This is a genomic window from Idiomarina aquatica, assembly GCF_003987185.1.
Classification (GTDB): domain Bacteria; phylum Pseudomonadota; class Gammaproteobacteria; order Enterobacterales; family Alteromonadaceae; genus Idiomarina; species Idiomarina aquatica.
This window is the reverse complement of sequence record NZ_PIPS01000003.1, coordinates 36,941-63,315: the sequence shown is the minus strand read 5'-3', so window position 1 is coordinate 63,315 and position 26,375 is coordinate 36,941. Positions and strand designations below refer to the sequence as shown.

General features: G+C 51.1%; 24 protein-coding genes. 18 read left to right on the top strand and 6 right to left on the bottom strand.

Features of this window, described 5'->3' with window-relative positions; genetic code table 11:
- Positions 1 to 45: 45 nt before the first annotated feature.
- Positions 46 to 1,191: a methionine adenosyltransferase gene (metK, locus tag CWE23_RS09800; RefSeq protein WP_105307282.1), complete on the bottom strand. Its 1,146-nt coding sequence runs from the start codon at positions 1,189 to 1,191 to the stop codon at positions 46 to 48.
- 120 nt (positions 1,192 to 1,311) lie between these two features.
- Here metK and CWE23_RS09795 point away from each other — a divergent pair, with 120 nt between their 5' ends.
- The 6 genes from CWE23_RS09795 (at position 1,312) to CWE23_RS09770 (ending at position 5,457) form a co-directional block, all read left to right on the top strand.
- Positions 1,312 to 2,049: a 16S rRNA (uracil(1498)-N(3))-methyltransferase gene (locus CWE23_RS09795; RefSeq protein ID WP_126820141.1), complete on the top strand. Its 738-nt coding sequence runs from the start codon at positions 1,312 to 1,314 to the stop codon at positions 2,047 to 2,049.
- 22 nt (positions 2,050 to 2,071) lie between these two features.
- A complete protein-coding gene (gene gshB, locus CWE23_RS09790) occupies positions 2,072 to 3,025 on the top strand; it encodes a glutathione synthase (protein ID WP_105307284.1) in 954 nt (317 codons plus the stop codon).
- A gap of 52 nt (positions 3,026 to 3,077) precedes the next feature.
- Positions 3,078 to 3,635 carry a YqgE/AlgH family protein gene (locus CWE23_RS09785; RefSeq protein ID WP_105307285.1) on the top strand — a complete coding sequence of 186 codons (558 nt, stop codon included), beginning with the start codon at positions 3,078 to 3,080 and terminating at the stop codon, positions 3,633 to 3,635.
- A complete protein-coding gene (gene ruvX / locus CWE23_RS09780) occupies positions 3,632 to 4,045 on the top strand; it encodes a Holliday junction resolvase RuvX (protein ID WP_126820284.1) in 414 nt (137 codons plus the stop codon). The genes CWE23_RS09785 and ruvX overlap by 4 nt, the downstream gene beginning before the upstream one ends.
- 122 nt (positions 4,046 to 4,167) lie before the next feature.
- Complete coding sequence (locus CWE23_RS09775) at positions 4,168 to 4,458, top strand: hypothetical protein (protein WP_105307287.1); 291 nt, start codon at positions 4,168 to 4,170, stop codon at positions 4,456 to 4,458.
- A gap of 9 nt (positions 4,459 to 4,467) precedes the next feature.
- Positions 4,468 to 5,457, top strand: a complete 990-nt coding sequence (locus CWE23_RS09770; protein ID WP_126820140.1) for a transglutaminase-like domain-containing protein — start codon at positions 4,468 to 4,470, stop codon at positions 5,455 to 5,457.
- 2 nt (positions 5,458 to 5,459) lie between these two features.
- Here CWE23_RS09770 and CWE23_RS09765 read toward each other — a convergent pair whose 3' ends face one another.
- Entirely contained in the window at positions 5,460 to 6,860 is a 1,401-nt protein-coding gene (locus CWE23_RS09765) for a PhoH family protein (RefSeq protein WP_105307289.1), read from the bottom strand.
- Positions 6,861 to 7,008: 148 nt separating this feature from the next.
- On the opposite strand from CWE23_RS09765, the gene rapA reads away from it, so the two are divergent.
- The 3 genes from rapA to CWE23_RS09750 are packed head-to-tail and all read left to right on the top strand — an operon-like array spanning position 7,009 to position 11,180.
- Complete coding sequence (rapA, locus tag CWE23_RS09760) at positions 7,009 to 9,666, top strand: RNA polymerase-associated protein RapA (protein WP_126820139.1); 2,658 nt, start codon at positions 7,009 to 7,011, stop codon at positions 9,664 to 9,666.
- Positions 9,667 to 10,326, top strand: coding sequence for a bifunctional tRNA pseudouridine(32) synthase/23S rRNA pseudouridine(746) synthase RluA (gene rluA / locus CWE23_RS09755; RefSeq protein WP_126820138.1), 660 nt, complete (start codon positions 9,667 to 9,669; stop codon positions 10,324 to 10,326).
- Between the two features lie 50 nt (positions 10,327 to 10,376).
- Positions 10,377 to 11,180, top strand: a complete 804-nt coding sequence (locus CWE23_RS09750) for a DUF3530 family protein (protein ID WP_126820137.1) — start codon at positions 10,377 to 10,379, stop codon at positions 11,178 to 11,180.
- On the opposite strand, the gene djlA is transcribed toward CWE23_RS09750, so the two are convergent.
- From djlA to CWE23_RS09735, 3 genes are read right to left on the bottom strand one after another with little or no spacing between them, the layout of a single operon-like run.
- Complete coding sequence (gene djlA / locus CWE23_RS09745) at positions 11,177 to 12,013, bottom strand: co-chaperone DjlA (RefSeq protein ID WP_105307293.1); 837 nt, start codon at positions 12,011 to 12,013, stop codon at positions 11,177 to 11,179. The genes CWE23_RS09750 and djlA overlap by 4 nt on opposite strands.
- Positions 12,000 to 12,692 carry an N-acetylmuramate alpha-1-phosphate uridylyltransferase MurU gene (murU, locus tag CWE23_RS09740; protein WP_126820136.1) on the bottom strand — a complete coding sequence of 231 codons (693 nt, stop codon included), beginning with the start codon at positions 12,690 to 12,692 and terminating at the stop codon, positions 12,000 to 12,002. Before murU ends, djlA begins: the two co-directional genes overlap by 14 nt.
- Positions 12,689 to 13,693: an aminoglycoside phosphotransferase family protein gene (locus tag CWE23_RS09735; protein WP_126820135.1), complete on the bottom strand. Its 1,005-nt coding sequence runs from the start codon at positions 13,691 to 13,693 to the stop codon at positions 12,689 to 12,691. The genes murU and CWE23_RS09735 overlap by 4 nt, the downstream gene beginning before the upstream one ends.
- 188 nt (positions 13,694 to 13,881) lie before the next feature.
- Between CWE23_RS09735 and CWE23_RS09730 the strand changes: the two genes are divergently transcribed.
- Genes CWE23_RS09730 through CWE23_RS09700 form a run of 7 tightly spaced genes read left to right on the top strand, consistent with a single transcriptional unit; the run spans position 13,882 to position 22,454 of the window.
- Entirely contained in the window at positions 13,882 to 16,125 is a 2,244-nt protein-coding gene (locus tag CWE23_RS09730) for an LPS-assembly protein LptD (RefSeq protein ID WP_126820134.1), read from the top strand.
- An 11-nt stretch (positions 16,126 to 16,136) separates the two neighbouring features.
- Positions 16,137 to 17,435 (top strand): peptidylprolyl isomerase SurA, encoded by a 1,299-nt coding sequence (surA, locus tag CWE23_RS09725; RefSeq protein WP_105307297.1) that lies wholly within the window; start codon positions 16,137 to 16,139, stop codon positions 17,433 to 17,435.
- Between the two features lie 12 nt (positions 17,436 to 17,447).
- On the top strand, positions 17,448 to 18,437 hold the full coding sequence (gene pdxA / locus CWE23_RS09720) for a 4-hydroxythreonine-4-phosphate dehydrogenase PdxA (RefSeq protein ID WP_126820133.1): 990 nt from the start codon (positions 17,448 to 17,450) through the stop codon (positions 18,435 to 18,437).
- On the top strand, positions 18,430 to 19,245 hold the full coding sequence (gene rsmA, locus CWE23_RS09715) for a 16S rRNA (adenine(1518)-N(6)/adenine(1519)-N(6))-dimethyltransferase RsmA (RefSeq protein WP_126820132.1): 816 nt from the start codon (positions 18,430 to 18,432) through the stop codon (positions 19,243 to 19,245). The genes pdxA and rsmA overlap by 8 nt, the downstream gene beginning before the upstream one ends.
- Positions 19,238 to 19,612, top strand: a complete 375-nt coding sequence (gene apaG, locus CWE23_RS09710) for a Co2+/Mg2+ efflux protein ApaG (RefSeq protein WP_105307300.1) — start codon at positions 19,238 to 19,240, stop codon at positions 19,610 to 19,612. The genes rsmA and apaG overlap by 8 nt, the downstream gene beginning before the upstream one ends.
- A gap of 2 nt (positions 19,613 to 19,614) precedes the next feature.
- On the top strand, positions 19,615 to 20,424 hold the full coding sequence (locus tag CWE23_RS09705) for a symmetrical bis(5'-nucleosyl)-tetraphosphatase (protein WP_126820131.1): 810 nt from the start codon (positions 19,615 to 19,617) through the stop codon (positions 20,422 to 20,424).
- A gap of 29 nt (positions 20,425 to 20,453) precedes the next feature.
- On the top strand, positions 20,454 to 22,454 hold the full coding sequence (locus CWE23_RS09700) for a methyl-accepting chemotaxis protein (protein ID WP_126820130.1): 2,001 nt from the start codon (positions 20,454 to 20,456) through the stop codon (positions 22,452 to 22,454).
- A 57-nt stretch (positions 22,455 to 22,511) separates the two neighbouring features.
- Here CWE23_RS09700 and tyrS read toward each other — a convergent pair whose 3' ends face one another.
- A complete protein-coding gene (gene tyrS, locus CWE23_RS09695; protein WP_126820129.1) occupies positions 22,512 to 23,717 on the bottom strand; it encodes a tyrosine--tRNA ligase in 1,206 nt (401 codons plus the stop codon).
- A 216-nt stretch (positions 23,718 to 23,933) separates the two neighbouring features.
- Here tyrS and CWE23_RS09690 point away from each other — a divergent pair, with 216 nt between their 5' ends.
- Both CWE23_RS09690 and CWE23_RS09685 read left to right on the top strand, forming a co-directional pair.
- Positions 23,934 to 25,250, top strand: a complete 1,317-nt coding sequence (locus CWE23_RS09690; protein ID WP_105307304.1) for an OapA family protein — start codon at positions 23,934 to 23,936, stop codon at positions 25,248 to 25,250.
- Positions 25,250 to 26,371, top strand: a complete 1,122-nt coding sequence (locus CWE23_RS09685; RefSeq protein ID WP_126820128.1) for an anhydro-N-acetylmuramic acid kinase — start codon at positions 25,250 to 25,252, stop codon at positions 26,369 to 26,371. The genes CWE23_RS09690 and CWE23_RS09685 overlap by 1 nt, the downstream gene beginning before the upstream one ends.
- Positions 26,372 to 26,375 lie beyond the last annotated feature (4 nt).

Below are 26,375 nucleotides of genomic sequence, written 5' to 3'. Positions count from 1 at the left end.
GGGTTACAAGCAAATTTAATGCGTATTTTCTAGCCGCCGGTGCGGTTAGATATCGGCTTTAAGAATCTCCGCTTTGTCGGTCTGTTCCCACGGGAATTCATCGCGACCAAAGTGGCCGTAAGCCGCAGTTTTACGGTATATCGGCTGTTCTAAGTTGAGCATTTGAATGAGGCCGTAAGGGCGTAGATCAAAGTGCCGGCGAACCAGCGCAATCAGCGTTTCCTCATCGTACTTAGAGGTGCCGAAGGTGTCGATGCTGATTGAGGTCGGCTCGGCCACGCCGATGGCATACGAAACCTGAATTTCACAGCGTTCAGCCAGACCGGCTGCGACCAGGTTCTTCGCCACATAACGTGCGGCATAAGCGGCACTGCGGTCTACTTTCGACGGATCCTTACCGGAGAACGCACCGCCACCGTGGCGTGCCATGCCGCCGTAGGTATCAACAATGATTTTACGGCCGGTCAAGCCACAATCACCCATCGGGCCGCCAATCACGAAGCGACCGGTCGGGTTGATATGAAACTTGGTGTCTTTGGTAATCCACTGCTGTGGCAGCACCGGCTTTAGGATCTCTTCCATCACAGCTTCTTTCAACTGATCCTGGGTAATATCTTCGCGGTGTTGGGTCGACAGTACCACGGTATCGATGCCGACCGGTTTTCCGTTTTCATAGACAAACGTCAGCTGGCTTTTCGCATCCGGACGTAACCACGGCAGGGTACCGTTCTTGCGCACCTCTGACTGACGTTGCACCACGCGGTGTGCGTAGGTAATTGGCGCCGGCATCAACACCGAGGTTTCATTCGACGCATAACCAAACATCAGACCCTGGTCGCCGGCCCCCTGCTGTTCAGGATGCTCTCGATCAACCCCTTGGTTGATGTCCATACTTTGTTTACCAATCGCATTGAGTACGGCACAAGAATTGGCATCAAAACCCATGTCTGAATGCACATAACCAACGTCTTTGATGGTATTACGGGTCAGTTCTTCAATATCAACCCAGGCGTTCGTTGAAATTTCACCGCCCACCAGTACCATACCGGTTTTTACATAAGTCTCACAGGCAACCCGAGCGCGCGGGTCATCTGTTAAAATGGCATCAAGCACCGCATCAGAAATCTGGTCGGCAATTTTATCCGGATGTCCCTCAGAAACTGACTCGGACGTGAACAGGTGACGTGACATATGTCTACCATTCCTTTATTTTGATTAAAGCTACTAGTACTAAAACGGTAATGTAACCGATCAACAATTATTTTTCTACTTCTGGACGTCTAAAAGTCCACTTCGTTATGAGAAATGTCAATGAGACTGCCAAGACTGTATCACCCTGACGCTTTGGCTATCGGCGTCGAGGTCGGGTTATCGGCCGATGCCTTTCAGCACAGCGTGAAGGCATTACGGATGAGTAGCGGACAAACGGTTTGTCTGTTTAATGGTGACGGCTTTGAGTATCAAGCCGAACTCACCGAAGTGAGCAAACGCAACGCCAGCGCCCGCCCGATTCAGAAAACCGAGAACCCAACGGAGTCGCCGTTGCAGGTGCACTTAGGACAAGTCATTTCCCGTGGCGACCGCATGGATTTTGCGTTACAGAAATCGGTCGAGCTCGGCGTCACTGAAATTACTCCGCTTTTTAGTGAGCGCTGCGGTGTTAAATTATCCGGCGAGCGACTTGAAAAGAAACGCCAGCAGTGGCAAAAAGTGGTTATCTCTGCCTGTGAACAATGTGGCCGCAGTGTGGTTCCCACCGTGCACCCGGCACAGGCTATGGAAACCTTTGTTGCCCAGGTCGAAGGGCAATTGAAGTTGACGCTCGACCCCTATGCACCGGCGCCGTTAACGGAACTTATTGCGGGCAGAACGATGACTTCAGCGGTATTGATCATCGGCCCGGAAGGCGGCTTTAGCGACCAAGAGGTGACTCAGGCTGCCCATCATGAATTTAAACCGATACGTTTGGGGCCGCGTATACTACGCACCGAAACCGCTGCTTTGACTGCGCTGAGTGTACTGCAGTATCAAATCGGCGACCTCGCCTAAACACAGTCAAAAAGGATAAGGCATGAAAACGCTTGCTATGGTGATGGATCCCATCGCCGAGGTCAAAACGCACAAAGACACCAGTTTTCGATTGTTGCTTGAGGCTCAAGCACAGGGATATCAATGTTATTACATCGAAATGGGCGACCTGTTAATCGATAACGGCCAACCGTTTGCGCTTACCCGAACCGTTCATGTTACCGATCGCAGCAGTGATTTTTATCAGCTCGGCGAGGATGAAAAGCGGGCATTGGGCGACTTCGATGTCATTATGATGCGCAAAGATCCGCCGTTTGACAGCGAATTCCTGTATGCCACCCAGATTTTGGAGCTGGCGGAGCGTGACGGTGCGCTTGTCGTCAACAAGCCTCAAAGTTTACGTGACTGTAACGAAAAGCTTTATACCAGCTGGTTTGCGGAATTTACCACCGATACCATCGTCAGTGCTAACGCAGAGGTGTTAAAGGCATTTCATAAGCAGCACCAGGAAGTGATCATGAAACCCCTCGATGGCATGGGTGGCGCGTCCATTTTCAAAGTCGGTGCGGATGGTGCCAATTTAGGCGTCATTATCGAAACATTGACACAGAAGGGCCGCCGCTACGCCATGGCACAGAAGTACTTACCGGCCATTAAGGATGGTGACAAACGCATCCTTATCATTGACGGCGAACCGATGCCTTATGCGCTGGCTCGCGTGCCTTCGGCGGGCGAAACCCGGGGTAACTTAGCGGCCGGCGGCAGTGGCCGCGCCCAGCCGTTATCAGATTCAGACTGGGCTATTGCCAACGCCATCGGTCCGGAACTTAGTCGACGCGGACTACTCTTAGTAGGTCTGGATGTGATTGGTGATAAAGTCACGGAGATTAACGTAACCAGCCCGACCTGTATGCGCGAAATAGAGGCCGCTTACGACATCAATATTGCCGCCAAATTGTTTGCCGCAATTGACAAAAAGTTATCGCAGCAACATTGAATTTTGCACCATCGCACCGATATCTAAGGTATCGATTGTTAAGGAGTCACCGATGGAAAGCTTACAGAATCATTTTTTGATAGCCACGCCGACAATGGACGATCCGTTGTTCAAGCGCAGCGTAACCTATATCTGCGAGCATAACGAAGACGGTGCGATGGGTTTAATCATCAATCAACCCGCGAACCTCAAGGTCAACAGCTTGTTGGATAAGCTTGAAATCGTTTATCCACAAACCTCCGAGCAGCTGACGGGTCCGGTTTTTACCGGTGGTCCTGTCGGCCAGGAGCGCGGCTTTGTTATCCATCCACCGCAGGATAACTGGCGCAGCAGTTTAAAGCTCAGTGACGATATTATGGTGACTACGTCGCGCGATATTTTAGAAGCGCTCGGCTCATCTGCGGCGCCACTGAAATTTTTATTGACGCTCGGTTACGCCGGCTGGGAAGCCGGACAACTGGAAAAAGAGCTCGCCGAAAACGCATGGCTGTCGATTCCTGCAGACCCGGACATTCTATTTAATACGCCCGTTGCAGAGCGCTGGCAGAAAGCCACCGAAAAACTGGGCTTTGATGTTTGGCAACTTGGTCCGGACGTTGGTCACGCATGACCTTACTGGGCTTTGATTTTGGCACCAAAAGCATCGGCGTTGCAGTTGGACAAACCATTACTGCAACGGCATCCCCATTGGCGGCCTTAAAAGCCCGTGACGGAGTTCCTGACTGGAACCAACTGGAGCAACTGTTAAAAGAATGGCAGCCCGAGCAGGTGGTGGTTGGGTTGCCGTTAAACATGGATGGCAGCGAACAAGCACTTACCCAGCGAGCCCGCAAGTTTGGCAACCGAATACATGGACGCTTTGGCGTGAAGGTTGTTTTTCAGGATGAACGTCTAACCTCAACCGCTGCTCGTGAACAACTGTTCAGCGACGGCGGTTACCGAAACCTCAGTAAAGGAAAAGTCGACAGTCAGGCCGCCCTACTGATCGTTGAAGATTACATGAGCTCGCTCAGCGATTAACACTTGCGATAGTTTCGTTGACGCTGTATTGGTTAATCTTTAATAATTCGTTATAGTTGCAACGTTAACTCATGCTCGATTAAGCATTCATTCTGATTTTGTCTTTCGATAGGAGCAAGCTCGTGTTCGGTAACGAAGAACCTTACACTGTAACCGGCAATACCATCATGCTGAAAGATGAGAACAAGAAATTGTTACTCATCACTAATGATCGCTATAAAAACATACTGGTTACACGTTTTGGCGTAGAAATGTCCGATTGGGGACCAGAGCGACGTCCGGGCGTAAAAATTATCACTCTGCAAGAGTTATTTAAACGCGATAAGACGTACTTCTTTGTCCGTGCTGGCGGCGTAGAATACCAAGTGGATCTTAAGTTTGAAGAGAATCCCATCACCGAAATGAAGTTCTGACGAGAAACAATGAACGGCCGCCGGTTGCATCATCAAAACATTGGGTTTGCTGGCGTGTTGTTGTTGATCACACTAACGTCACTTCCGGCTTTTTCTCAGCAACAGTCCTTTGAACGCACACAGCAAGATCAACAGTTGCAGTTTTCTTACCAGTGGCAGGAAGCTACTGGCACTTCTCGCTCACTGAGCTTCAGTTCCGACCGTCAGCCATTCTTAAATTCCTTTCAACGCTTTCGTAACTACAATTTAAAAAGAGCCAATCGAGAGCTTTACCAACAACTAACTCGGTTTATTAAACAACAAAACTATCGAGGCGTAGAAGTCACCCTGTCGCCACGTCAGCAGCAGCTTTCCATTGCGGTAAAAGAAACTCGCCAACAACACTTGCAACAACAGTACCAGCAACAAGCTCAGCGAGTCCGCAGTTATTATCAACAACAGTGGCAAGACTATCTAAGCGCTAACTATTATCGTTACTTACGTTTACCGTCCGGTGAACAGGGAATCATTCCTGATGCGGTTCAGATAGCCGCTCAGCAACAAAGCCTGTTTAACCCGTTGATCGAACAAATCGGCCATGCGCTGCGCGATAACAGCCGCCGTAGCTATACCGATTATATTGCTCAGTTTATCCAGGCCATTCCTTATGACGCCCAAGAGGACGGCATCAATAATCGCGGTGACGGTTATTTGCCGCCCAATCAAGTGCTCTACTACAATCAGGGCGATTGCGACAGCAAAGCAGGATTGATGGCGGCCCTACTCAAGCCGATCATTCCACAAGCGAAAATGGCGATTGTTTACTTGCCCGGACACGCGTTGTTTGCCATCAGTATGGCCAGCACAGCGGCCGATGCGACCATTGAGGACGGTGGTACGAAGCTGGTATTGGTGGAAGTTGCCGGCCCGGCCATCATGCCTGCCGGCAACATCTCAGCGCAAAGCCAATTTTACATCGACAGCGGTCAGTACGTCGTTGTCCCGTTAAGTGGCGGTTAACGCTATAAATGCTCTTCCGCGAACTGAGCCAATTTACTGCGAACTACGCCATTCAGGTTAATCGTTGCACTGCCGGGATAATCTTTAAAGCGCTCCACAATGTAGGTTAGGCCTGACGTAACCGCTGTAAGATAATAACTGTCGATTTGCGCCAGGTTGCCGGAAACCACCAACTTGGTGTTCTCACCGCACCGCGTGATCAATGTTTTTAACTGGGATGCGGTCAGGTTTTGCGCTTCATCCAGAATTACCACCGCATTTTGAATGCTCCGTCCCCGCATAAAGTTAAGCGACTTAAACTGGATGTTCGCTTTATTCATGATGTAATTCAGACTTGAGTCCATGCTTTCGTCATGGCGATGCAGCACTTCCAATGAATCCGTAATGGCCGCCAGCCAGGGCGCCATTTTCTCTTCCTCCGTGCCCGGTAAGAAGCCAATGGATTCAGCAATTTCCGGCGTATTGCGGGTGACAATGATTTTCTCGTAGATGCCCTGCTCGACCACCATTTCCAACGCAGCCGATAACGCCAATAGGGTTTTACCGGACCCCGCCGGTCCGGTCAGTACCACCATATCCATATGCGTATCAAGCAGTGCATGCAATGCCATTGCCTGGTAGATGTTTTTAGGGCGGACGCCCCACGCATCGTAGGCCATCATGCGTTCATAGCCAAGATCCTGCAAGGTGACCGTTTTATCGTCATAGCTATCGACACGACTGGCAAAGGTATGGGTTTCATCGATGATGTATTCATTATGAAACACCTGCGGCAACACATCCCGGGACACGGTATGATAAGCATCACGCCCTTCCTGTTGTGTTGATACTTCCTTGACCTGCTGCCAGAAGTCGCCACTGAACTGATAAAAGCCTTTGCTCAACAGCCGAATATCATCGATCAGTTGGTCGGTGCGGTAATCTTCGACAAACCGCATTCCCGCACCTTTGGCCTTAAGGCGCATATTGATGTCTTTGGTCACCAGCACCACCGCCGCTGGCGACTGCTTGCGCTGAATCTCCAGTGCCGCCTGAATAATGCGGTGATCGTTTTCTTTTAACGACAACACCGAATCGTTCTGTTCCAGTTCGTAATCCGGAAAAATGGCTAAGGTGCCATTGGCCTGATGATCACCCTGCACTCGGGTTAACGGCACACCGTCGATGATTTGTTCCGGGCTTGCCTCTTTTAACACTTCCTCAAGTGAGCGAATGGCTACCCGCGCTTCACGGCTCACATCCTTGTGGCGATCTTTTATGTTATCGAGTTCTTCCAGCACCACCATCGGAATGATGACATTGTGTTCGTCAAAATTAAGAAAGGCGAGTGGGTCGTGCAGAAGGATGTTGGTGTCAAGAATAAAGGATTTACGAGCGGTCGTTGAAACGGATTTTGAGGTCATCGCATCACCCTGGTAATGGTCGGCTTTATCATTATTCTTTTCTTACAGCTTAGACTAAAATTCATGACAGAGTGATGACACGATTGTTTTTTTTAGCCTCGACCATTACCATTTGCGCCCTCTTAATGGTTAGCAGTAAGGACGGATAGTGAGCGAGTTCAGTTTAGGTCAGCGTTGGTTAAGCGAAACAGAAACAAGTTTGGGGTTGGGTATCATCACCCACATCGATGGCCGTCAGGTAACGGTTATGTTTCCCAGTAACGGTGAAAGCCGAATTTACGCCAGCCATGACGCACCACTGGCTCGTCTGCAACTGTCCGAAGGTCAGCAGGCCAAACACGCTGATGACTGGTCGTTTACCATTACGGACGTGAAAGAACAAAGCGGCCTGTTAATTTACTTCGGTCAGCGTCTCGACGACCAATCCGAGGTGATGGTACCGGAGTCACAATTGTCCCATCAGATCGACATTAACCCGGCGCTGACGCGTCTGGTTGCCGGTAACGCTGACCGCCATGACCTTTACCTATTACGCAACCAGGCCAGTGAATTCTATGCGCGCTGGCAACAAAGTCCGGTCGCCGGCTTGCTCGGCGCCCGTATCGGTCTGTTACCGCATCAATTGTACGTGTCGCACACCGTCGCCGAACGCTACCATCCGCGCGTTTTGCTGGCGGATGAAGTCGGCCTGGGGAAAACCATTGAAGCCGGTATGGTCATGCAGCGCCGGCTGTTAACCGGCCGCAACCACCGGGTATTGGTCATTGTACCAGAGTCACTTCGCAATCAATGGCTGGTCGAGATGCGCCGGCGTTTTGCACTAACGTTCAGCGTGTTTGATGAAGAACGTTGCCAACAGCTGAGTGACGAAGGTGCCAACCCATTTTTTGCTGAACAGCTGATTATCGTCAGCGACCAATTTGTCGCCGCCGGTGAATGGCAATCGCAACTGCAGCAGGCAGAGTTCGATTTACTGGTTGTGGATGAGGCACACCATATGCAGGCCGGAACGGCTGGCTATGAACATACCGAAGCGCTGTGCCAAAACATCAGCGACGTTTTACTGCTGACGGCAACACCAGAGCAGGAAGGCAGTGAAGGTCATTTCCAGCGTTTACGATTGCTTGACCCAAACCGTTTTAACAGCCTTGACGATTTTCAACAGCAACAAAGCCATTACCGCGAGCTCGCCGAACAGGCCTCTCAGTTGACAGGCGAAGCCCTCGATCAGTTGCTCGACCAGCACAGTACCGGTCGTGTTATGTTCCGTAATCGCCGCAAACACATTGGCGGCTTCCCGCAACGGCATTTGCACAGCTACGCCCTACCGGAATTCATGCCGGAAAGTGGTGAACCCTGGTGGCTTGAGGACCCCCGGGTGAGCTGGCTAATGGACTTTTTAAAAGCACAAAAGCCCCATAAAACCCTATTGATTTGTCATTCGGCCGAACAGGTGCTCGATTTATCGGAGGCTCTGCGGGTAATGGCCGGCGTTCATGCCGCCGTGTTCCATGAGGGGATGTCGTTGCTGGAGCGGGATCGTGCTGCGGCCTTTTTTGCCTCGGACGAAGATGGCAGCCCAATCCTGTTGTGTTCAGAAATTGGTAGCGAAGGACGTAATTTCCAGTTTGTGCAGCATCTGGTGCTGTTTGACTTACCCGAAAACCCCGATTTACTCGAGCAGCGCATTGGCCGTCTTGACCGGATTGGCCAGCAAGGCGATGTACACATTCATGTGCCGTATTTACAGCACTCCGACGAAGCGCTGCTATTGGATTGGTACCACTTGGGCATGAACGCGTTTGAGCAATGCAACCCTGTTGGGCGGCAGGTTTACGAAGCTGAGCGCGATGCTTTACAACGCGCTTTGAATAGCGCCGAGAGCCTGCCAGACGATTTATTGCAGCGAACCCGCAACTACCACCAGCAACTGGTGCAGGAAACCGAGGCTGGCCGCGATAAGTTGCAGGAACTCAACGCTTGCCGCCCAGAGGCAGCAGCACAACTGATTCAGCACATTAACAACGATGCTGATGCCGACGCACTGTATGACTTCATGGAATCATTCTGGGATCGTTTTGGCGTTAATACCGAAGTACTGGACGAGCACCGTATGTTTGTGAAGCCCAGTGAGCATATGCGAGTACCGGCGATTCCCGGCTTAGCCGAAGACGGCATGACCATCACCGTTGATAGGGACACCGCGTTGGCCTTTGAGGACATTGAATTTTTAAGCTGGGATCATCCTCATGTGCAAGCAGCAATCGAACTGCTCACGACCGAAGACTTTGGCAGTGTCTGCGTCGCACGCTTACAAAATAAGGCGTTACCGGCAGGTGCCTGGTTCCTGGAGCTGGACTACGTGACAGAGGTGCCGCGCTCGGATAACATCGCAGCACAGGAATTTTATCCACAACAGCGGCTACGCATTCTGCTGGACAGCCAGGGGCGCGATTTGAGTGACAAAGTGCCACGCGATGCACTGACGCAGCAAGCCAGCTTTTTGGATAAAAAGACCGCACGCCAGATCGTTCGCCAGTTACGCGACAGCGCCCAGCAGTTTATTCAGCAACAACAGCCTACCGCCGAAGCATGGTTGCAACAACGTATTGAACAGGCGTGCGACCAGGCACAACAACGCCTTTCACAGCAGAAGCAACGCCTCGTCGCGCTGAAGGAAAAAAATCCAGCCGTGCGTGATGATGAAATCAACGCCATTGATGCTCGCCAGACGGCGGTAATGCAGGCGTTGAAGCAGCCAACGTTATCGTTGTTCGCCATTCGTATCCTGGTCAACCAAACGTAAATGGCGTTATTAAACTACACACCGCCACAGACACCCTATCTGACGGTGGTGTACCGTGACGAACAGCTACTGGTCATCAATAAGCCCAGCGGGCTACTCAGTGTCCCCGGGCGCGCACCGGAGCATTTCGATTCGGCGTATACTCGGGTCACGCGGGTACTGCCGGAGGCAAAGTTGGTACACCGGCTGGATATGGCCACCTCTGGCATCATGGTTTTTGCGCTGGGTAAACCGGCACAAAGCCACCTTAGCCGGCAGTTCCAGCAGCGCCAGCCGGTGAAGCGTTATCACGCCCGCGTATTTGGAACACCGCCGGCTCAATCCGGCGTTGTTGATTTACCGCTTGCCTGTGACTGGCCCAATCGTCCGCGTCAACAAATCGATTACCAGCAAGGCAAGGCCAGCCAGACGTTGTACCGGGTCATGAACCATGATGATCACAGCACGCTGGTGGAACTAACCCCCTATACCGGACGCTCACATCAACTTCGTGTGCATATGCTGGCGCTTAACTGCCCCATTCTTGGCGACAAGTTTTACGCACAGGACGAGGCCTTTAATATGGCGCCGAGGCTGTTGCTGCATGCCCATCAACTGAGCCTGTTTCATCCACAGTCCGAACAATGGTTGACGTTTACCTGCCCGACGCCGTTTGCGTAAAAAAGCTCGGCTGCGACTCAAGACTGCCGCGTTGCATCCGATAACAAAGCATGAACAAAAAATCTGTCATCGCTGTCATGGCCACGCTGTGGCTCAGTTCGACATTGGTTCCTCCAGGAGCCGATGCAAACGATGATTTGCAGCGTTACCTGCCCCCGGATCAATTGCGCTGGCTCGAGCATGAGGACAATCGCTATTTGGCCTTATACCAACCGGCGCAAGTAAATTTTGTGCGTGGACGGCTGCTCAGCATGCCGGACTGGCCATTGCATCCGCTGCAGTCTCCTTGGGTTCGTCACAGCTATGAGCAGGCACCGATACTGGGCTGGCATAGCTGGGCACTGGTACCGCCCGAAATGGCATTACAGACTCACCAGTTGCAACAACATAACCCAGCGTCGGTTCACCCACAGCCGGTCGATGAGGCTTTTTTTGAGCCATACATTGCGGCGTTGCAAACCCGTATTCAAAGACTGTCGACGGAGTTTTCCGATAACCCGGGTTTTACCCTTTGGGTGATGGAAGGAATTACCGCTGCGATGGCGGTCAAGTTGATTCAACAGCAACCCGAACTGATGCCGGACGCCTTAGTGGTTATCGATATGTACTTGCCGCAACCGCAGTTGAACCGGTCGTTATCCGAACAGCTGGCGAAGTTGCAACTGCCGGTGCTTGAAATCAGTACGCCGGAGGCCAACCAATGGGTGACCAGTAGCCTTGACCTGCGCCGCCAGTACAGTCAAAAACATCAACAAGTGAACTATCGTCAACGCCCCCTTCTGAGTGAAGGAACATCAGGGCAAAGAGCGCTTACCAGCACCCTAAAAGGTTGGCTTAAATACCACGGTTTTTAACGCATACCTCGTTTTTGTTTGATGGTTTCGTAAGCTGCCTGAATATCCTGAGCGCGTTCCTGAGCTTGCTTCATCACTTCTTCCGGTAAACCTTTAGAAGCCAGCTTATCCGGGTGATGCTGTGCCATCAGTTTGCGATAGGCTTTTTTGATTTCCGCGTCAGATTGATGCGCTGAGACCCCCAGAATCTCATAAGCATCTTGCACATCATCGGCACTGCGCGACGCGTTCTGAGTTCGACCCTGGCGCTGTTGCTGCTGGCGTTGATTAAAACGAAAGGCCGCTTTTTGCATCATCAGCCACTGGTCAATTTGGAACTTGGTAAAGCCCAGCGTTTTACCAACGTTTATCAGCACTTCATGCTCTGCTTTATCCAGCACACCATCATTGAGCGCCAGCGCCATCAACTGCTCCATAAACAACTGCAGGACGTCGCGGTTACCGTAAAAGGCTTGTTTAAATTCACGCACTACCTGCTGTAATGGGAAGGTGTCGTGTTTGCCTTCACGAAACGCCGATTGTGCTTCAGTGCGAGCATCACCGCTGAGTTTTAGCCGATCCATTAAGGCTGAAGCCTGTGCAATATCACGCTCGGTCACTCGTCCTTTAGCCTTAGCCAGGTGCCCCATCACCGCAAACAAGGTATACAGGAAGGTGGCATCTTCGGCCGCCGTTCCGGCCCGAAAAAGGAACTGCCCAAAACCACCTTTGCGGGTAAAGTCCTCTGCCATTCCGCGATCAAACCAATGCCCAATCAGGGCGCCCAATATGGCGCCGGGGATCCGCAGAAATAAATAGCCGGCCAGTGCACCTATCACTTTACCCCAAATCATCTTCACCTCGTAGCTGTGTATCAAGTTGCGCTAACCGCGCGGGCGTGCCTACATCGACCCAATGTCCCTCGGTGACAATCGTTGCTGCTATCTTGCGCTGCTCAATCGCTGCATCAAACAGCGGCCTTAACGGCAGTTTCTCAACCGGTCGGTGGCGAAACCAATCGGGACTGTACAAACCCATTCCCGAATAAGTGTAACTCGCTTTGCCATTATCGGTGCGGCAAAGCCGGCCCTGCTGCACGGAAAAATCACCCTCTGGGTGATGCGGCGGATTCTCGACCATCAGTAAATGAGCAAGGTCACCGTCGCCTAATTGTTTCGGTAGTCGGCTGAAGCAGATATCTGTCCAGATGTCGCCATTAATCAACCAAAACGGTTCCTGCCCAAGCAGTGGCAACGCATTTATGATGCCACCGGCGGTTTCTAAACCTCCCGCGGGTTCTGGTGAGTAATGAATGGCCAGATTCCAGCGCGACCCATCACCAAGGTTGTGCTCGATTTTTTCTCCCAGCCAGGCATGATTAATAACGACCTCCCGAGTCCCCTGCTGCGCCAGTTTCTCCAGATGATACTCGATCAACGGCTTGCCATTAACCGCCAGCAACGGCTTCGGCGTGTGGTCCGTTAAAGGGCGCATTCGCTCGCCCCGTCCTGCGGCGAGAATCATTGCTTTCATAGCGACTGCTGCCACGCTGGCATGACCCGTTGCTGTAACCACTCGCGATACTCACTCAAGTCGGCATAACCGGCGCTGACTCGGCTCAGATAACCGAGCGTTCGTGGCACATCCTTAAGATATCCCGGTTTATCGTCGCGATGCGCCAGCCGCGCAAAAATGCCGGCCGCTTTGGTGTGGCGTTGCAATCCCATCCAGTCAAACCAATGTTGCCACTGTTGCTCGTTCACGTTGGCGGCCAATTGCTGGCTATCGATCAATCGCTGGCGCAATTGTTGTGACAATTCCAGCACCAGTTCGTCCGGCCACTCAACATAGCAGTCGCGTAACAACGAAACCGCATCATAAGTCACCGGACCGCGCACAGCGTCTTGAAAATCAATCACACCTAACTCGTCATCACCCAGCACCATCAAGTTGCGCGAATGATAGTCGCGATGAACCCCGACCTGCGGCTGTTGCAGCGCGTTATTCACCATTTTTTGCGTAAACTGCGACCATACCTGCTGATCGTCATCCGTCCACTCCAGCTTTAGATGTGTCTGCAGTAGCCAGTCTTTGAACAGCGCGAGCTCCCGTTGCAACAAAGCTTCGTCAAAAGCTGGTAATTCGCCCAATTGCGTATGGGTGACTGACATAATGTCGGGTAATATAGCCAGTGCCGCTTGATAATATTGACGAGCATTACGCGGATGCAGTTTCGACAATAACAAAATATGACCGAAATCAGACTGCAGCATAAAGCCGTGCTCGCGATCAACAGCGAGAATGGACGGTACCGGGATATTCGCCGATCGGTAAGCGTCAGCAACAGCAATAAAAGGCGTCATATCTTCTTTCTGCGGTGGACAGTCAACCGCGATCAGGCTTTGCCGTCCATCCGACGCTCTAAAATAACGACGAAAACTGGCATCACCGGACACGACTTCTAACTGCGACTGCGGCACGCCGGTCTGAGCTTCGCACCATGCCTTTAAGTCAAGTTCACGTTTATCTTCCAAGCCGTCCTCCGAAGTAAAAATCGCTCATACTGGCGGTCTATCAAATAGCGGAATCAAAAAAATTGCTATATCATAGCATTCGCGCACAACAAATATTAAAGCCTTACAATAATTAAACGGATTAACCATTGCCAGCTAGCGATACATTCACGTTTTCCTCTTTTTTCCGCCTGTGTTCAGTGGCTCTTATGGCCACCCCCATCAGTGTGGCGGCTCAGGACACCCCCCCCCGTGCTACGGGACTGTGTCCGCCTGCACCGCAAGCGTTTGATTTTGGCCTGACCGACGAGGAACAGTCGTTCACACCCAGTACGATCAGAGTGTCTTCTAACACGGCGAAAATATACAGCGACGAAAGCGCCTATTTTAGTGGCGATGTGATCATTCAGCGCAATAATCAATGGTTAAAGACGCAAAGCGCTCAAATCAGCCAGCGGGACAACACCATCGACGCCGAGGGTGGCGTTCAGTTTACCGATGGCTATATTAATGTCACGGGTGCGTCCTTTAATTTTGACGGCGACAACGAGCTGGCCAAACTTAACCAGACTCACTATCAGATGGCCTCCACCAATGCGCGTGGTAAGGCACAACGGCTCGAAATCTCGCCCACTCATGTCAGTTTGTTTGGCTCCAGTTTTACCACCTGTCCGACGGACGATCCTGCCTGGCAGTTGACCGCTAAGCGCATAGAAATCGACGAGCAAAGTGATTTTGGTAAAGCTTGGGGCGCCAAGCTTGAGCTGTTCGATATTCCGGTTTTTTATCTGCCGTATTTCACGTTCCCGGTTAATGATAATCGCAAATCCGGTTTCCTTTATCCGACCATAGACTCATCATCGCTCAATGGTCTTGAGGTTGAAGCCCCATACTACTTCAATCTGGCACCGAATATGGACGCCACCCTCGCGCCGGTGTACATGAGTGAACGCGGGGTGATGCTGAAAACCGAATACCGCTACTTATTTAATGAGCATGCCGGACAACTGAATTTGGAATATCTGGGCAACGATCGGGCGCGCCCCGATAATGCCGATCGCTACCTGTGGCACGTTAATCACAGTGCCCGTTTTTCTGATAACTGGACGGGTTATGTCGACGCCACACAAATCAGTGATGACAACTATTTAAATGATTTTGGCAGCGACTTTGCTGGACGCGCCGATACGCACCTGTACCGAGTTGCTCAGGTCGATTACCGGGTACCCAACTGGCATTTACGCTTGCGTAGCGAAGACTACGAATTACTGGGTCAGTACCGCAACCCATACCGGACGTTACCACAAGTCAGTCTTAACTATCAGAGCAGTCAGTTAGAAGGTCTGCGTTTCGACTGGTACAACGAACTGACGTATTTTCAGAATCAAGAGCAAACTGCTAACTACGCAACCCGTGCGCACAGTGCACCGACCGTTGGCTACTGGCTGGAAGCACCAGCGTTTGATGGCGAAGCCGAACTCACGTATCTGGTCACTCATTACCGTCAGCAAAGCACCAACCCAATGTTGGATGAACAGGTGACCAGAGCTCTGCCTCGAGCTCGCTTGCGTGGCCGCATGCATCTCGAGCGTTATTTCAGCAAAGGCGGCGGAGAGTTTCGACAAACGTTAGAGCCGCAGTTGCAATACCTCTACGTTCCGTACGAGAACCAGCAAAATATTGGCATTTACGACACCACTCTGATGCAGGACGATTATAACGGTCTGTTTCGGGCACAGCGCTTTTCCGGGCTGGATCGTATCGCTGAAGCGAATCAGGTTACCTATGGTGCGAGCAGCAGCTTATTTAATGCGAACGAGCGTGAAGTATTGCGCGTCAGTCTTGGCCAGATTTACTACTTTGATAACAGCCGTACCCAGTTGCTTGATTCCCAATCACAGGTAACCTCTAGTAACTCTGAGTGGGTTGCAGATATAAACTGGGCATTGGATTCGCAATGGAGCTTCCGAAGTGCAATTCAATACGACACGGAACTAAACCGGACGCGCAAGAGTCAGACCGCGTTAGAGTACCGCATTGACGACAAGAACCTGGTGCAAATAAACCATCGCAAAGCAACCAATATTCTGAATAACGATATTGAACAGATGGGCACACAAGCCGTATGGGAAATCAGTAAACAGTGGCAAGTTGCGGCAAATGTGTATTATGACTTGAGTAATGACCGAGTAAATGATGCTATTGTGGGCGTTCAGTACAGTAGCTGTTGTTGGGCATTGCGGTTATCAGCGTATCGTCGCATCAACCGCGATTTAGAGCCTGGCAATGCCGCTGCCGGTATGATGAATATCAGCGGTAACCCTGCTGAGTTTGACAACGGTGTTAGTTTACAGTTTATCATCAGCGGTCTTTCGTCAGACAGCAGTAGCTTAATCGACATGCTTGAAAAAAGCATTTATGGCTATCGTCGGCCTTTTTATCTTAGTAACTAGTGGTAGGTATAATGAAATATTTGTTGACTCTCTTTTTGGCGGTCTCAAGCATAGCCGTTAGCGGCTTTATCGCGACTCCGGCCAAGGCGCAGGAAACGCTCGATCGCGTCGCCGTTATCGTCGATGAGGGCGTCATCCTGCAAAGCCAAATTGAACAAATGATGCAGCAGGTTAAAAGCGGCGGAAACTTTGACGCCGACAATGCGCCCAGCGATCAGGTATTGGAAACGCAGGTTACTGAACGCCTTATTTTGCAGGAATTGCAGTTGCAAATGGCTGAGCGTATGGGGGTAGAGATTGGCGAGTCGCAGTTAGAGCAAGCTATCGATGGTATCGCTAAAGAACGTGATAAAAGCGTCGAAGAGTTACGTGCCGAAGTCACTGCTTCAGGCATCAGCTGGCCGACGTTCCGTGAGCAGATTCGTAATGAACTGATCATTTCTCAGGTTGAGCGAGCAGCCGTACAACGTCGTGTCAGCATTACTCCACAAGAAGTCGGCAACCTGGTTGAATTAATAGAAAATAATAGCCAAACACAAACAGAATATCGTTTGAGCCAGATTCTTATCGCCAGCCCATCGGACGCGTCACAAGAAGAACAAGCAACGGCGAAACGTCGCGCTGACGCGGTAATGAAACTACTGAACGAAGGCGAAGACTTTTCTGATCTCGCCATTCGCTCATCATCCGGCAGTAATGCTCTGGACGGTGGTGACTTAGGCTGGATGACGGAGAACACCATGCCAACGTTGTTCGCCGACGTGGTCAAAGGCAAAGACGTTGGTGCCATTGTTGGTCCGTTACGCAGTGGTGTTGGTTTCCATATTCTTAAGGTCGCCGATAAACGCGGTGAGCAGAAAGTCGAAGTACAGGAAGTGAAAGCCCGCCACATTTTGATCAAGCCGTCGGTCATTCTTTCGGACAAACGTGCGCAGGAAATGCTTAACGAGTTCCGCCAACAGGTTGAAAGCGGTGAGAAGACTTTCGACGAGCTTGCTCGCGAACATTCGGCCGACCCTGGTTCAGCCTCTCGCGGCGGTGATTTAGGCTGGTCACGCCCAGACCGTTATGCCCCTGAGTTCAAACAAACCGTTGAAACCATTGAACAGGGTGTCATCAGTGAACCGTTCCGTACCCAATTCGGCTGGCACATTGTCGAGGTTACTGATCGCCGCACCTTGGATGCTACTCAGGAAAGTAAGCAAGATCGGGCCTATCAGATGCTGTTCGCACGTAAATACCGTGAAGAGCTGGACAACTGGCAGCAAGAGATCCGCGATCGGGCTTACGTTCGCAAAGTCGTCAACTAGAGGACAGCGCCAATGCTTCCGGTTTTGGTCTTTACTCCCGGCGAACCCGCCGGGATTGGTCCTGATCTCGCGGTAATGATAGCGCAGCGGCAATGGCCCGCTGCGATTGTCGTTTGTGCCGATGCCCATTTACTCCAGCAACGCGCACGAGAACTCAATGTCGATCTTGCCATTGAGTATTACGATGGTACCCGACCACAACAGCCAAGTCCCGCCGGAACCTTACTGGTTGAGCATTTACCCGTGGCTGAACCTGTCACCGCCGGGCAGTTGAATGTCGCTAACGGGCACTACGTGGTGGATACTCTGGCACGCGCGTCAAAAGGCAATTTGAACGGCGAATTTGATGCCATAGTGACCGGGCCGGTACATAAAGGAATCATTAATGATGCTGGGATAGCCTTTTCCGGCCACACTGAGTTTTTTGCCAACCTTGCCAACAAGAACGATGTCGTTATGATGCTGGCAACGGCAGGACTACGAGTTGCATTAGTAACCACTCACATACCGCTAGCCTATGTTAATAAGGCAATTACTCCCGAAAGACTCACGCAGATTTTGCGTATTTTACACCATGATTTGTGTCATAAATTCGGCGAGAATAACCCGAGAATATTAGTTTGCGGTCTTAACCCTCATGCCGGTGAGAACGGCCACCTGGGTCGTGAAGAAATCGACGTCATACAACCGGTTTTGGAACAGCTGCGCAACGAGGGCATGGACTTACAAGGTCCTTTACCTGCCGATACGGTGTTTCAACCGAAGTATCTTGAGGGTGCAGCGGCTGTGGTTGCCATGTATCATGACCAAGGCTTGCCCGTGCTAAAATACAAAGGCTTTGGCAACGCGGTTAACATCACCCTTGGCCTACCCTTTATCAGAACATCCGTCGATCATGGTACCGCTTTGGATATGGCTGCAACCGGACAGGCTAACCCAGGCAGTTGCCTGCTGGCGATTAACACCGCAATCGACATGGTAAGAGCATCACACAATGAGTAAAACACATCTCGGCCACCGCGCGCGCAAACGCTTTGGCCAAAACTTCCTGCATGATCAGAACATCATAGAGCAGATTGTTGACGTAATTAATCCTCAGCCGGGTGAGAACCTGGTTGAAATCGGCCCGGGTCTGGCCGCATTAACCGAGCCAGTGGCTGACCGCAGTGGTCACCTGAACGTCATCGAGATCGACCGTGACCTGGCCGACCGACTGGAGTCCCATCCGTTCTTAGCGCCTAAGCTTAACGTGACTCGTGGCGATGCAATGAAAATCGACTTTAACCAGTTCACCACCAGCGAAAAACCCTTGCGCGTGTTCGGTAACTTACCATACAACATCTCTACGCCACTGATTTTTCACTTACTTAAGTACACCGCCAGCATCAGCGATATGCACTTTATGCTGCAAAAAGAAGTCGTTGACCGCCTCGCGGCAGAACCGGGCTCCAAGACCTATGGCCGCATCAGTGTTGCGGTGCAACAAGCGTGTCGGGTAACACCGGTAGTAAACGTCCCTGCGGGCGCGTTTAACCCACCTCCAAAAGTCGAATCGGCGGTGGTCAGACTCGAGCCATACGCGCAAAGTCCTTACCCGGTCACCGATCGCGAACAACTGCATGCACTTTGCCTGCAAGCCTTTAATCAGCGACGCAAGACCATCCGCAATAATCTAAAAGGGTTGCTGTCCGAGGCACAACTGACTGAGCTCGATATCGATCCTGGTGCTCGACCTGAAACACTGAGTGTGGCAGATTATTGTGCTATGGCTAATTATCTCTCTGAGCAGAGCAACGTCCGCAATGACTAAAACCAATATCGACATCAAAGTTAAGACGCAATACCTGCCGGCACAATCCGTGCCGGACAATGGTCAATACGTCTTTTCGTACACCATCACAATAGTGAACAACTCACCCATTCAGGTTCAGTTACTCAGCCGCGAATGGCATATTGTTGACGCCAACAACAAGGTAACACGAGTTGCCGGTGAAGGCGTTATTGGCCAAAAACCGTTGATCGCCGCCGCTGACTCGTTCAGTTACACCAGTGGCACCGTATTAGCGACCCCCATCGGTACGATGCAAGGTCATTATCTGATGGTTGACGCGAACGGTCAGCATTTTAAGGTTGAGATTCCTTCGTTTAGGTTAGCGATTCCGAATATACTGCATTAGTCATGAGTTTATACGTTGTAGGTGATATACAGGGCTGTTATCGCGAACTGATGCAGTTACTGGAACAGGTAGGCTTCAGTTATCAAACCGACACACTTTGGTGTGTCGGTGATATCGTTGCTCGTGGTCCTGATTCCCAGTCTGCTTTGCACTTTTTCATGAATGCCCCTGACGGCGTGATAAACAGTGTGCTTGGCAACCACGATTTGAATTTGATCGGCATTTTGTTGGGCCAACGCCAGGCCAATCCTAACGATCAGTTAGACGCGATTCTATCGTCCCGCCAGCGTCTGGATTACATCGATTGGCTGCGACAGCTTCCGTTACTGCACCACAATAGCGAACACAACCTGGTTATCAGTCACGCCGGATTTTATCCCTGGTGGACGTTAGATGACGCAAAAAAAGGCGCTTTTGACGTAGAGCGGGTACTTAAAAATAACGATTTTGGTATATTTATAAAATCTATGTTTGGTAACCAACCCGACAAATGGGACTCAAGTCTTGCGGGTTTTGACCGATACCGTTTTATAGTCAATGCGTTAACCAGAATGCGTTACTGCACGGAAGAAGGCGTATTAAATTTCTCGGAAAAATCACATCCGAGTGACAACACGGATGAAAAGCTGCAACCTTGGTTTCACTACTATTCGCAGCCCTATCGTATCGCGTTCGGACACTGGGCCGCCCTGATGGGCGACACCAACGATGACAACGTCATCGGCCTGGACACAGGCTGTGTCTGGGGTAACCATATGACCTTGTGGGACGTCGACAATAACGTATTTTATCAACAGTCTGCCGTTTCATAACGAGCTTACGCTGTATTGAGGGGTTTTTCATGAAATTAACAGTCGCCACGCGAGTGATTGGCGGATTCGCCATCATAACCTTGCTTTTACTCATCATCAGTTTGAGTTCGCTGTTTAATATTAATAGCATCGGCTCATCGGTCGACCGTTTAAACGATAAAGCCGTGCCAGCCCTTGAGAGCGTGGCAAGTGTTCAGGTGGATGTACTGAGACTGGGCGCGCTGCAAACCGAGACCTTTTATGACGAGACCCTGGAACTGGTTGATACACATACTCAGGATCTTGAGCAGACCCGCGACCAATTTCAGCAATCGTTGACCCGATTACGCGACCTTATCCGTGGCGAAGGGTATGGCGATCTTATTGAGCGAATGGAAGACGACGCACAGCAATACGTTGCGCTGGTCGAACGCCTATTCGAACAACAACGCCGCTATCTGGAATTGGGCAACACTGCCCGGGCGCAACTTGATGAATTGGCTTTCGCGATAGACGACGCGTCCATCATGTTACTCGACGCCTCAGATATGACTCAAAACGCACAGGTTGCTGAAGTCGCCAGCACCATCGAAAAATCACTGGCGTCGCTCATTACCCTGATGTATGACCTGGGTAACGCTGATGATATCGATACCGCCCGCGTCATCCGTAGCGAAATTGACATCAATATCGATGCTTTGAAACCACGCCTCGACGACCTTGACGCAATTGCAAATGGCAACTCAGAGCAAATTGTTGATGATGCCATCAGTGTCACCAAGGACGCCATTTCACAACTGCAGGGCACCGGCTCGTACCCAGACAACATCGTCAGTCAAAAACAAACGCGCATTGATGAAGCACAAACGCTTGCCAACTCCGAGCAAGAGCTTAACGCCTTACTTAATTTAGCGACGGAACTCCGTAAAGCGGTACGAAAAATTGCCGATGACTCACAAACTTCGGTGGCGTCCTCAATCAGTACATCAAGCTGGATTAATGGCATTATTACGCTGGTTTCAATCGCTTTGGCGGTACTGATTTCCTGGTTTACCGTGCGTAGCATTAGCGTGCCGTTAGGCAAAGTAAACCATATGCTGAATATTATGGCTGACGGTAACCTGACCGAACGGGTCAACTACCAGTCCGATGATGAGTTCGGCACGCTGGCGGTTAACACCAACAAGCTGACCGAGAACTTAAGAACGCTGATTGAAGGCATCGCTAACCGCGCGACACAATTAGCCACCGCCGCCGAAGAGAGCTCGAGCGTTTCTGACGAAACCACCGGCGCTATCGAAGAGCAACGACGTCAAATTGAGCAAGTCGCCACCGCGACCCAGGAAATGAACAGTACCGCCAGCGAAATGGCTGACGGAGCCGACAAAGCCTTGGGTGAGATCCAGCATTCTGACGATGAAGCTAAACGCGTCCGCAAAATATCTGAGCAGAACCGTAGCACCATCGATAGTCTGGCGCGTGAAATCCAGGGAGCATCAGAAGTCATCAATCAGCTGTCAGAGAACAGTAAGAACATTGGCGGTATTCTGGATGTTATTCGTGGCATTGCCGACCAGACCAACCTGTTGGCCTTAAACGCAGCCATTGAAGCGGCACGGGCAGGCGAGCAAGGACGAGGTTTTGCGGTTGTTGCCGACGAAGTACGTACGCTGGCAAGCCGTACCCAGGAGTCTACCGAAGAAATTCAACAAATGATTGAAAGTTTGCAAACCGACTCTACCCGTGCGGTTGAAGTCATGAACCGCGGTCGCGAGCAGGCTGAGCTGAGCGTCAAGCAAACCGACGAAGCCGCCGCCGCGCTGCAATCAATTACCGACTCCGTACACCAGGCTGCGGACAGCAGTAATCATATTGCTACCGCAGCGCAAGAGCAAAGTCGCACCGCTCAGGACATCAGTGAGCGCCTTGAAGCCATTGTGTCGATTGCGGAGCAAACGGCATCCGGCTCGAAACAAACGGCACAGGCGTCCAACGAAGTGGCCAAACTGGCCGATGAGTTACAGGATTCAATTAAAAGCTTTAAAGTCTGATGAAAAAAAGAGCGCCGAAAGGCGCTCTTCTTGTTCCGAGGTTCAACGCCTAAGCCATTAAGCCTTAAAAACGATTTTAGCGAAACGCCGCTTACCCACTTGATAAACGCCTGAGTCGCCCTCGCCACACACCATTTTTGTATCAGTAATTTTTTCACCGTCTCGTTTTACCGCAGACTGTTTAATCATTCGCATCGCATCTGACGTCGACTTAACCAAATCGGCCGCTTTTAATGCATTGGCGATCGGCATTCCGTCAGCCTCTATTTTTACTTCAACTTCGGGAATATCGTCAGGGATCGCATTCTTTTGAAAGCGTTGTACGAAATCTTGCTCAGCGTCCTCGGCGGCCGCTTCGGAGTGGAACCGTGCAATAATTTCTTTAGCCAGCAGGACCTTGATATCACGCGGGTTTTTGCCGGCTTCAACATCCTGTTTAAACTGCTCGATCTCGGCTAATGGGCGGAAACTCAACAACTCAAAATAGCGCCACATCAGTTCATCTGATATCGACATAATCTTACCAAACATGTCATTGGCCGGCTCAGTAATGCCAATATAGTTATTCAGCGACTTCGACATCTTTTGCACGCCGTCGAGACCTTCCAGCAATGGCACCATAATGACGGTTTGCGGCCGCTGACCTTCTTCTTTCTGCAACTCTCGACCCATCAACAAGTTAAAGCGTTGATCGGTACCGCCAAGTTCGACGTCGGCCTTTAACTCAACCGAATCCCAGCCTTGCACCAATGGGTACAAAAATTCATGTATCGCAATCGACTGATTCGCCTTGTAGCGCTTCTTGAAGTCGTCTCGTTCAAGCATCCGCGCGACGGTCTGACGGGCAGCCAGCTTGATCATATCGTCCGCGCCCATCTTACTCATCCACTCTGAGTTGAAGCGCACTTCTGTCTTTTCCGGATCAAGGATTTTGAAGACTTGCTCTTTATAGGTTTCGGCATTGGCTAGCACCTCTTCCTGAGTGAGCGGCTTACGGGTAACGTTTTTGCCCGTTGGATCGCCAATCATGCCGGTGAAGTCGCCAATCAGAAACACCACTTTATGGCCATAATCCTGAAAGATCCGCAGTTTATTAATCAGTACCGTATGTCCCAGATGAAGATCGGGAGCGGTTGGATCAAAGCCTGCTTTAATCACAAGCGGCTTATTCTGCGCGAGTTTTTCCGCTAACTCACTCTCGATCAGTACTTCCTCAACGCCGCGAGTAATTTCCGCGATCGCTTCTTTTACCTGAGCTGCCATTCAGTGATTCTCCTGCGCGGTTGGGCCAAATAAAGTGTAAAAGTCATAGTTTACGCCATAAAACCGCTGGTTTTAAGCACCCTAAAACTGGTATTCTCATTTTTTTCGTATTATCCTCAATTCATGCATGGAGATGCTCAAAAATAATACAACAAGGTGAGTGGTTACCGCATTCGGTATTTCATCCAAAACAAAAGAGTAGAAGTGCGCTAAATTATGACGTCAAAAGTAGTTTCCCGAATTAGGCAATTGCTCAATGAATTGCCACATTCTCATCGTGTCCTGATCAGTGCGATCAGCGCGACACTCTTTTTATTGTTGGTGATTCCTTCCGAGCCCGCAACCGCATCAAAAAACTCGAAGTCTCCCGAGCAATTGATGCCCGGTAAACGCTACCAACTGGATTTAGCCTTCGAGAGTACACAAGCTGAGGGCGAAGCCAGTACCAATCAACTCAGTTGGCAAAGCTACGAAATTAAGCGTGGTGATAACCTCGCGAAGATTTTTGACAAGCTGGGTTTTACCGCACAACAACTGTATCGGGTAACACAGTCCGGTGATGACGCTGAATTATTAAAGAAAGTACATCCGGGCGATATTTTACGGTTAGCGACGGACGACGCCGGTGAATTGGTGCAGTTGGTGTTTGAAGTCAACGACATCGACACGCTGATCATCACTCGTCAAAGTGATCGCTTTGTGGCCGAAGTCGAAAAGCGTGAAATTGAGACGCGCACCGAGTTTACTCATGCGGTTATTGACTCCAGCTTCTGGAACGCCGGCATTAACGCGGGTATGACCGATAATCAGATTATGCGTGTGGCCGATATTTTCGGCTGGGACATCGATTTTGCCCTAGACCTGCGCCAGGGCGACGAGTTCAGCGTTTTATACGAAACCCAATACGTTGACGGTGAGTTTGTCGGCTACGGCCGCATCCTTGCTGCAGAGTTCGTTAATCGTGGCGATAAATTCCAGGCGATCCTGCACGATAACGGCAATTATTACACCCCTAACGGGCGTGCCATGCGCAAGACCTTCCTGCGCTCACCGGTGAAGTTCACTTATGTGAGCTCTAACTTTAACCCTAAGCGTTTACACCCGGTCACCGGTCGGGTTCGCCCGCACAATGGCACCGATTACGTGGCAGCGGTCGGTACGCCGGTAATGTCAGCCGGTGACGGTAAAGTCATCAAAGCCAGTTATAACTCGTTAAACGGTAACTATGTATTTATCCAGCACGGTGAGAGCTACGTCACCAAGTATCTGCATTTAAGCCGCAAACACGTGCGTACCGGTGACCGCGTCAAACAGGGACAGATTATCGGCCGCGTCGGTGCAACCGGACGGGTAACCGGAGCTCACTTACATTATGAGTTCCTTTATAACGGTGTCCACCGCAACCCGCGTACGGTCGAGCTGCCGAAAGCGCAATCGCTGTCTGAAGCCGAACTGCCGTCGTTCCGTCAGCACGCGGATCAGCTGGTCGCCGTGCTGGAAGATAATAAGCGAGTTTTCCTCGCCATGCGCTAATGGAAGAGCGCTATATCGGTGTTATGTCAGGGACCAGCGTCGATGCCATCGACGCGGTTCTCTGCCACATTAATGAACGCGGTGACGTCAGCTTCGAAGATGCCTTCAGCCTTCCCATCGCTCCATCCTTGGCAAAACGCCTGCATGCTGCAATGATGCCGGAACGGCATTCGTTGCCGGATTACAAACAACTGGAATACGACTACTCCAAAGCCGTCGTCGAGACAATAAATGCGTTACTGCAACAACGCCAGTTAAGCCCTGGTGATATCGCGGCGGTAGGCTGTCATGGCCAAACATTATGGCATCAACCGCCCAGCCATGAGCACCCGGCACCCTTTTCGTTGCAATTGATTAATGCGCCCTACATTGCCTTTCACTGCGGTATCGATGTCATCAGCGACTTTCGGCAGAACGATATCATTGCCGGTGGGGAAGGAGCGCCATTGGTTCCGGCTTTCCACTTTGCTGCGCTGACACCGCACACCGGCTCGAATTGCGCGGTACTTAACCTCGGCGGCATTGCTAATATTACCTGGCTGGGCGAATCCGAAGCGGACGTCATCGGTTTTGATACCGGTCCTGCCAATACCCTGTTAGACGCCTTTTACCGTCACCGCGTTAACGACAGCGGTTTTGATGTTGACGGTAAATTAGCCGCGTCCGGTCGATGTATAACACCTTTGTTGTCAAAACTGCTGGCCGATCCGTACTTTTCACGAACACCCCCCAAAAGCACTGGCCGCGAAATCTTTAACCTGAAATGGCTGAACCGCTACTTACAAGGCGACGAGAGCGTTGTCGATGTGCTACGCACGCTGGTTGAGTTAAGCGCGTATTCAGTGATGGCGGCATTGCGTTTCTTGCCACAGCCCCCCGAACGGCTTATCGCCTGTGGCGGAGGGGTCTACAACCCGACACTCATGCAGGCTCTGCAGCAACAACTGGGGGCGGTTAAATTGCAAAGCATTGCCGACTTTCAGCTCGACCCACAAGCGATAGAAGGGATGGCTTTTGCATGGTTGGCCTGGTGTTATGAGCACAAAAAGCCGGGCAATCTGCCTGCCGTAACAGGAGCACAGCGCCCGGTTATTTTGGGTACGAAAACCTACGCGAGTTAAGTGA

Bases quoted from the DNA above. Each gene is read 5' to 3' on its own strand.
- metK (WP_105307282.1), bottom strand. From the start codon at position 1,191: ATGTCACGTCACCTGTTCACGTCCGAGTCAGTTTCTGAGGGACATCCG.
- CWE23_RS09795 (WP_126820141.1), top strand. From the start codon at position 1,312: ATGAGACTGCCAAGACTGTATCACCCTGACGCTTTGGCTATCGGCGTC.
- gshB (WP_105307284.1), top strand. From the start codon at position 2,072: ATGAAAACGCTTGCTATGGTGATGGATCCCATCGCCGAGGTCAAAACG.
- CWE23_RS09785 (WP_105307285.1), top strand. From the start codon at position 3,078: ATGGAAAGCTTACAGAATCATTTTTTGATAGCCACGCCGACAATGGAC.
- ruvX (WP_126820284.1), top strand. From the start codon at position 3,632: ATGACCTTACTGGGCTTTGATTTTGGCACCAAAAGCATCGGCGTTGCA.
- CWE23_RS09770 (WP_126820140.1), top strand. From the start codon at position 4,468: ATGAACGGCCGCCGGTTGCATCATCAAAACATTGGGTTTGCTGGCGTG.
- CWE23_RS09765 (WP_105307289.1), bottom strand. From the start codon at position 6,860: ATGACCTCAAAATCCGTTTCAACGACCGCTCGTAAATCCTTTATTCTT.
- rluA (WP_126820138.1), top strand. From the start codon at position 9,667: ATGGCGTTATTAAACTACACACCGCCACAGACACCCTATCTGACGGTG.
- CWE23_RS09750 (WP_126820137.1), top strand. From the start codon at position 10,377: ATGAACAAAAAATCTGTCATCGCTGTCATGGCCACGCTGTGGCTCAGT.
- djlA (WP_105307293.1), bottom strand. From the start codon at position 12,013: ATGATTTGGGGTAAAGTGATAGGTGCACTGGCCGGCTATTTATTTCTG.
- murU (WP_126820136.1), bottom strand. From the start codon at position 12,692: ATGAAAGCAATGATTCTCGCCGCAGGACGGGGCGAGCGAATGCGCCCT.
- CWE23_RS09730 (WP_126820134.1), top strand. From the start codon at position 13,882: ATGGCCACCCCCATCAGTGTGGCGGCTCAGGACACCCCCCCCCGTGCT.
- surA (WP_105307297.1), top strand. From the start codon at position 16,137: ATGAAATATTTGTTGACTCTCTTTTTGGCGGTCTCAAGCATAGCCGTT.
- pdxA (WP_126820133.1), top strand. From the start codon at position 17,448: ATGCTTCCGGTTTTGGTCTTTACTCCCGGCGAACCCGCCGGGATTGGT.
- rsmA (WP_126820132.1), top strand. From the start codon at position 18,430: ATGAGTAAAACACATCTCGGCCACCGCGCGCGCAAACGCTTTGGCCAA.
- apaG (WP_105307300.1), top strand. From the start codon at position 19,238: ATGACTAAAACCAATATCGACATCAAAGTTAAGACGCAATACCTGCCG.
- CWE23_RS09705 (WP_126820131.1), top strand. From the start codon at position 19,615: ATGAGTTTATACGTTGTAGGTGATATACAGGGCTGTTATCGCGAACTG.
- CWE23_RS09700 (WP_126820130.1), top strand. From the start codon at position 20,454: ATGAAATTAACAGTCGCCACGCGAGTGATTGGCGGATTCGCCATCATA.
- tyrS (WP_126820129.1), bottom strand. From the start codon at position 23,717: ATGGCAGCTCAGGTAAAAGAAGCGATCGCGGAAATTACTCGCGGCGTT.
- CWE23_RS09690 (WP_105307304.1), top strand. From the start codon at position 23,934: ATGACGTCAAAAGTAGTTTCCCGAATTAGGCAATTGCTCAATGAATTG.
- CWE23_RS09685 (WP_126820128.1), top strand. From the start codon at position 25,250: ATGGAAGAGCGCTATATCGGTGTTATGTCAGGGACCAGCGTCGATGCC.